The sequence below is a fragment of the Streptomyces sp. NPDC007346 genome (assembly GCF_040703535.1).
GTDB lineage: Bacteria > Actinomycetota > Actinomycetes > Streptomycetales > Streptomycetaceae > Streptomyces.
The window spans coordinates 22,113-28,112 of record NZ_JBEYKR010000094.1 but is presented as its reverse complement, the minus strand read 5'-3'; the positions used below and the strand labels follow the sequence as shown (position 1 = coordinate 28,112).

Genomic DNA, 6,000 nt, shown 5'->3' with positions numbered 1-6,000 from the left:
CGGCAGCCGTGGCCTATGAAGTGCAGAACACCACCGTGCTGCCGATCACCGATGTGCCGATGATTCCGGTCAAGGGCCTGATTGCCCAGCTGTCGCCGAGCTGCCGGCCGAGCAGGAGGCGCAGCCGCGTATGTGCCGGGCTATGCGCTTGCGCCACAGGGGCGTGGGCGCCCCGTCCCACTCCTCCACCAGCGCGTACAGGGAGGGGCAGCGGGGTTCGGCGGCCAGGGCCCGGACGACCGCGCGCCCGATGTCGAGCTGGTTCTTCACCCGCTGTACGCGTACGGCGGCGTGCTGCGGGGAGAGGCCCAGGGCCTCCGCCAACTCGGCACGGGAGAGTTCGCCGGTGGTTTCCAGCCACCACAGGGAGAGCACATCGCGTTCCGCGTCGTCCAGCCAGCGGGTCGCCTCGGCGGTCTCGCGCCGCTGGCCGGAGAGTTCCAGGCGCAGGATCGTCAGGTCGACGAAGTCGGCCGCCGGGTCGGCCGGCTCGTCGGTCTCCTCCAGTGCGGCGGGGCGGTGGCCCAGGAGCGACCAGCGGGTGCGGACCTGGTTCATGGCGATGGCCACCAGCCAGGACCGGAACCGGGTGGGGTCGCGCAGCGAGGAGAGGCCGGACAGCGCCCGGAGCATGGTCTCCTGCACCACGTCGTCCACGTCCGGGTGGCCGTTGAGGGCGCGGCCCACGACGTTGTAGACGAGCGGCAGGTAGAGGGCGGCGAGCCGCTCCCCGGCGGCCTGGTCCCCGTCCCTGGCCGCGACGACCAGAGCGGTGACGTCCACGCCGTTCACGCTGTTCACCACGTGCTCACTTCCTCGGGCCGTGTGGAGGACGCCGGGCAGCGCGCCCCGGAGTGTGGGACAGGTCACTCCTGGGGGATTTGTTATCCGGTCCCTTTCCGGTGGTCAACCAGTATGGAGGGACCTTACGGGTGCCCTGCGGCGGGAGTACCGGGATGCGGGAGGGACATGTCGAGCAGAACGGAAGCATGCGTCGGGCTGCCTGAGGCCGGTGGCGCCCGGAGCGCCCACACGCTGGGCACGGCGCCGGAGACGGACGACGGCCGGCCACCGGAGGCCGCCCAGGAAGCCGAGGCCCCTGAACAGCCTCCGGGCGCTGACGCCTTCCCGGCGGCCCTGCGGGAGGCGCTGGGCCGCCGGGGCCTCTCGCTGGAGCGGGTGAGCCAACGGCTCAGGGCGCGCGGCATCGGGGTCAGCCAGGCCACGTTGAGCAGTTGGCAGCGCGGCCGCAGCCAGCCGGAGCGGGCCAGATCGCTGCGGGCCGTGGAGGTGCTGGAGGAGATCCTGGACCTGCGGGCCGGGGCCCTGCGCTCGCTGCTCGGCCCGCGCCGCCCGCGTGGCCGGATCGCGCCGACGCGCGGCGAGAGCGCGGCCCTCCAGGTGCTGGGCAAGGACTCGGTGGTGGAGAAGGCGCTCGGCGAGCGGTTCCGCCACTTCAACCAGGAGTCCGGCTCGCTGCTGATCCACGACGTGGTGACGCTGGGCGAGAGCGGGGCGCTGAGCAACATCACCACGACCAATGTGCTGCGGGCCAGCCGGGCCGGAGCCGACCGCGCGCTGTTCGTGCTCAGCTTCGACGACGAACAGGCGGAGCCGCTCGACATCCGCGTCACCTGCGGACGGCTCGGCGAAGCCACGTACCTCAAGGGGCTGAAGTCCCTCGTACTGGAAATCCACTTCGGCCGCGAACTCGCCAAACTGGAGACGACGGTGGTGAGTTACTCGGTCGACGTGAGCCCGTCCCGGGAACCGGCCACCCACTACGAACGCTGGTCGAGGGCGAATCTGCACGAATATCTTCAGCAGGTCTTCTTCCATCCGAACGCGCTCCCATCGGGCTGCCGACGGTACTTCCGGGACCAGGTGGGCGCCCCGCCCCGCTCGCAGCGACGCATTTCGATGAACGATTCCCACAGCACCCATGTGCTCGCCTCCCGGTGCAAACCCGGAGTGCACGGAGTGGCGTGGGAGTTCGGGGACTGAAGGCAGTAAGTGGACTGACGCCGAAGGGCCTTGAAGATGTGAGGGAACTGAGGGCGAAGGGGACGCGAAGACGAAAGAGGGCTGAAGGCGGAAGAGGGCTGAAGGCGGAAGAGGGCTGAAGGCGAAGGAGCCTTCGAGGCGGAATGGGAACAACGGGCCATGGAAACGGGAGACCGCCCAGGGTCAGTGGACGGTCTCCCGCGTATGCGGCACCTTCACCCGGTCGGGGCTACTTGGTGTTGAGCGTCAGCCCGTAGTACGCGAGGGCGTCGTCGAGCGGCTGGAAGTACGAGGAGCCGGGCGAGTTCACCTGGCCGTTGCACTGCTGGCCGATCGGGCCGCCGGAGGTCATCCCCTGGGCCTGGTCGCCGGAGACGTAGGCGCCTCCGCTGTCGCCGCCCTGGGTGCAGACGGAGGAGCTGGCCAGCCCCGTCACGACGGTGTCCGGACCGCCGTTCTCGTCGGTGTAGGTGACGCTGACGTTGTACGAGCCGACCTTGCCGCAGGTCCAGCCGGTGGTCTGGCCGGACTTGCACAGGGCCGAGCCCTGCGGGGCCCGCTGGCTGCCCCGGACGGCGACGGTGCCCGCCTTGCCGTACGTGGTGATGTCCAGGCCGATGGAGTGGCCGGGGTCCACGGCGGCTATGCCCATGTCCACGCTGCGGGTGCCGAGCGCGAACCGGGTGTGGGTGGCCTTGGCGAACCGGGTGCCGTTGTAGGCGAGTTCGGGCAGGCCGTCCACGCAGTGGCCGGCCGTGACCAGCACCTGCTTGCCGGAGCGGTCCTTCGCCCCGTACCCGACGGAGCAGAGGTAGCCGTTGAAGGTCATGCGGCTGCCCGGGGGCACGACCGCCTGCGTCTCCAGCTTCTCCTGGCCCTGGACGATCCGTACCGCGTCACCGTTGCTCTTCGCGGCCTCGATGAACGTACGGGTGGCGGCGTCCGACGCCCCGTTCACCTCGACGGTCACGGTGTCGGATGCGAGGTCCACGGACCAGGCCGACACCCCGGCCGGGGCGCTCTTGAGCGCCTTGGCGTCGAGCTGGGCCTTGATCCGGTTCAGCTCACCCTCGCCATGCTCCGGGACCCGTGCTGCGAGCCCCGCCGCCTTGACCGCCTTCGCCGCCTCCGCATCGGCGGCGTTGACGACAAGCTTCCCGTCACCGGCGAAGAAGGCCCCGAGGGTGGCGACCTTCCCGGTCCGCAGCTTCGCGAACCGCTCCTGCTGCTGCGCTTCCCTGTCGAGCCGTTCGACGGCGTCCTGCTCGCTCACGCCCAGGGTGGTGGCGAGAGCCTGGACCATCGCCGGCTCGTACCGCGGCGGCGCGGATTCCGTCGTACCGGCATAAGCACCTGTCACGACTCCGGCCGACAGGAGGGCACCGACGGATGCCGCCACGATGTATCTGCGCGCGTTTTTCTTTCCGTGCTTCACGCGTTTCCTTCCGCTACACGGGCGAGCGTCCAGACAATGGGGGGGTGGCCACACCGCGCTTGGGGGTGCGCGGTGTGTTCCGTGGACACTGCCCGGCGGCGATGACATGTTCCTGTCGCCGCGCCCCGAACTCTCGCGTAAGCACAACTGCCGCGACAAGAACCGGAGAAGGGGCTCTTTTCTACAGAACTGGCCGAGAACTGTAGAGAAACGCGACGGAAACACACGGCGGCCCGCGATAGCGGCGCGGATGGGCCACGCTGCCAGCACAGGTGATCCGCGTCGCCGGCACGGAAGGGCCGCGATACCGGCGTAAGAGTATGGGCTCCACACCGGATACCGGCCGCCTCGCGCTCAGAACGGGGGCTCGTCGGCGAACGGATCTCCCCCCGGCGGCCGGACGGTTCGGGAACGTGCCGCTGAAGCAGCTCCACGGACGGGACGCATACCCCGGAACGGCTCCGCTGGGAAGAACAGCTGTGGGACGCCATGCCCTGTTCAGCCATGCCCCGTTGCGAGCAGGCCCGAACGTGTCTGTCGGCGGCCGGATCACCCGCTCAACAGCGGCGGACGTCGAGCGCTTCTGCCTCGTTCCAGAGGACGGGCATGGCTCCGACCGGTTCGAACCGGATGTCCGGGTCGTTGCTGTGGAGCAGGCAGAGGAAGCGGCGCTGAAGCACCGCGGCTCGCCGCCGTCGGCGCCGGAAGAGGGCGACGAAGGTGTTGTTCATGTACTCGATGCCGGGAAAGCGGATCGAGGCAGCGCCGGACGCTGAGTTCTGAGCGGATTCACTCCGGTACGCATCCAGGAGGCGGAAGAACTCCTCGACCGGCGTCAAGCCTTCGGGGGTGTTGCGTTCGATCTCGGCTGCCCAGGTGAGAGAGCTGGTGATGCCGCGTTGCTCTTGAAGCCAGCGGTTGAAGTCGTCCTCGGGCCAGAAGGCGAAGGGGTCCCCGATGCCGTGCACACCGAGCGCTGCCCGGTAGCCGGTGAGCAAGGACGGCAAGGGCAGGAGCGATCCGCTGGAAACCCACATGTCGGGTCGGAGCCGGATCCGATCCAGGAAGTCGTACATGTCCGTGCAGCCCTCCCAGTGCTGGGCGGTGAGGCCCGGGAGGTCTTCGGTCGGCATGTTCCGCTCCTACGGCGCGAACGAGCGCCAAGGGCGGCGGCCCAACTGCTGCCCGGCAGGCGCGCTGAAGACCTTCCACGGACTCGGCACGACGGGCGAGGACGCCAAGCGGCGCCGACCGGTGGCGTGGGATGTCCCGCCGGAGGCGGACACCCGCAGCGCATCCGCAAGCTCCCGGAACACGGTCCAGCCGAAGGCTGGCGGCACGAGGAGGATGGGCGCGCCACCGCTGCTCGGGGGTCCACGGCAACGGAGTGAACGGCTGCGTTGCTGCCCAGGGACCACCAGAGTCGCTGTCAGCGGTGCCGTGGATGATCAGGCGTATGACACACGGTTCCCGAGATGCTTTTCGCTCTCTCGCTCTGCGGCATCTGTCACCCGAGGACGCCCAGAAGTGGCTCGGTCTGCTTCGCCCTGGCATGCGTCTTGAGGTGGCGACCGGCTCCGACGGCGTGGTGGGCCGGCTCGGTGGCCTTCCAGCTCTGCCCTCCGCCTCGGCATGGCCGGTGTGGGAGGGGCACGGACCGCTCTCGTTCATCGCCTCGATCGACTGCGCACGCCTGTCGGCGGATGCGCTGGACATCGAACTTCCCGGCACGGGAGCACTGTTGTTCTTCTACTTCGACGGGCAGTTGGACGGTGGCGAGGCTCTCGTTCTGGCCGAGGACCGGGATAGCTGGGCGGGTGCCCGCGTACTTTATGTGGCAGCGGACGAGGAGGCGGCAGAGCGGGAGACGCCTGCCGGACTCAAGCCGTATCCGGTGGTGCCGCTGACCGCTCGGGCGGAGGTGACGGCGGCCGAACCCTGGCATCCGGCCGTCCGGGCCGCCTTCGCTCCGAGTGCCCCGCTGGGGAACCGGTACGACCACCCCGTCTGCTCTCAGGAGTTCCTCGACGCGCTGTGGGAGTTCGACGACGAGGCAGGGCATCAGATCGGCGGCCACGCTCACTCCGTACAGAACCCGGTCGAGATCGAGATCGCGGAGGCGGTCCTGGACGGCGAGGTCACCTGGGAGGGCCCCCGGCTGTCCCAGGAGGCGGGCAACTGGGTGCTGCTCGCCCAGTTCGGCAGCGAGGACGCCGCGGACATGATGTGGGGCGATGCCGGAGCCCTGTACTGGCTGATCCGCCCGGAAGACCTGGTCGAGCGGCGCTTCGAGCGGGCGATGTTCACCTGGCAGTGCAGCTGATGGCCTCCGCGCCTCCCGCCTGGGGAGTCCAGTACACGCTGAGCCTGCCGAGCGAGGACGCTGCCCGCGCCACTGCGGCCGAGTTGTCCGGAATGGCGCACCCGTCTGACGGCGGTGCGCATCCACGACCACTTCCGGTTCGTTGCGTCGAGCTTCTGGTACGGCCAACCGTCGATGGACCCGGAGCTGGAGGGGTGGTGGCAGGTCTTCTCGCTGGCCATCTACAGCGGGCACGCGT

The 6,000-nt window shown here is 69.5% G+C and carries 4 protein-coding genes and 1 pseudogene; 2 read left to right on the top strand and 3 right to left on the bottom strand.

Annotation, left to right across the window (positions count from 1 at the left end):
* Positions 1 to 96: 96 nt before the first annotated feature.
* Positions 97 to 804: pseudogene (locus tag AB0917_RS22890) on the bottom strand (sigma-70 family RNA polymerase sigma factor); the annotation flags it as partial.
* A gap of 165 nt (positions 805 to 969) precedes the next feature.
* Between AB0917_RS22890 and AB0917_RS22885 the strand changes: the two are divergent.
* The gene (locus AB0917_RS22885) at positions 970 to 2,004 is read left to right on the top strand and encodes a helix-turn-helix transcriptional regulator (protein ID WP_366821471.1); all 1,035 of its coding nucleotides are present in this window, start codon (positions 970 to 972) and stop codon (positions 2,002 to 2,004) included.
* A 229-nt stretch (positions 2,005 to 2,233) separates the two neighbouring features.
* Here AB0917_RS22885 and AB0917_RS22880 read toward each other — a convergent pair whose 3' ends face one another.
* On the bottom strand, positions 2,234 to 3,439 hold the full coding sequence (locus AB0917_RS22880) for a S1 family peptidase (protein WP_366821470.1): 1,206 nt from the start codon (positions 3,437 to 3,439) through the stop codon (positions 2,234 to 2,236).
* 557 nt (positions 3,440 to 3,996) lie between these two features.
* Entirely contained in the window at positions 3,997 to 4,572 is a 576-nt protein-coding gene (locus tag AB0917_RS22875; RefSeq protein WP_366821469.1) for a hypothetical protein, read from the bottom strand.
* A 419-nt stretch (positions 4,573 to 4,991) separates the two neighbouring features.
* Between AB0917_RS22875 and AB0917_RS22870 the strand changes: the two genes are divergently transcribed.
* Positions 4,992 to 5,762, top strand: coding sequence for a YwqG family protein (locus AB0917_RS22870; RefSeq protein WP_366821468.1), 771 nt, complete (start codon positions 4,992 to 4,994; stop codon positions 5,760 to 5,762).
* The last annotated feature ends 238 nt before the right edge of the window (positions 5,763 to 6,000 follow it).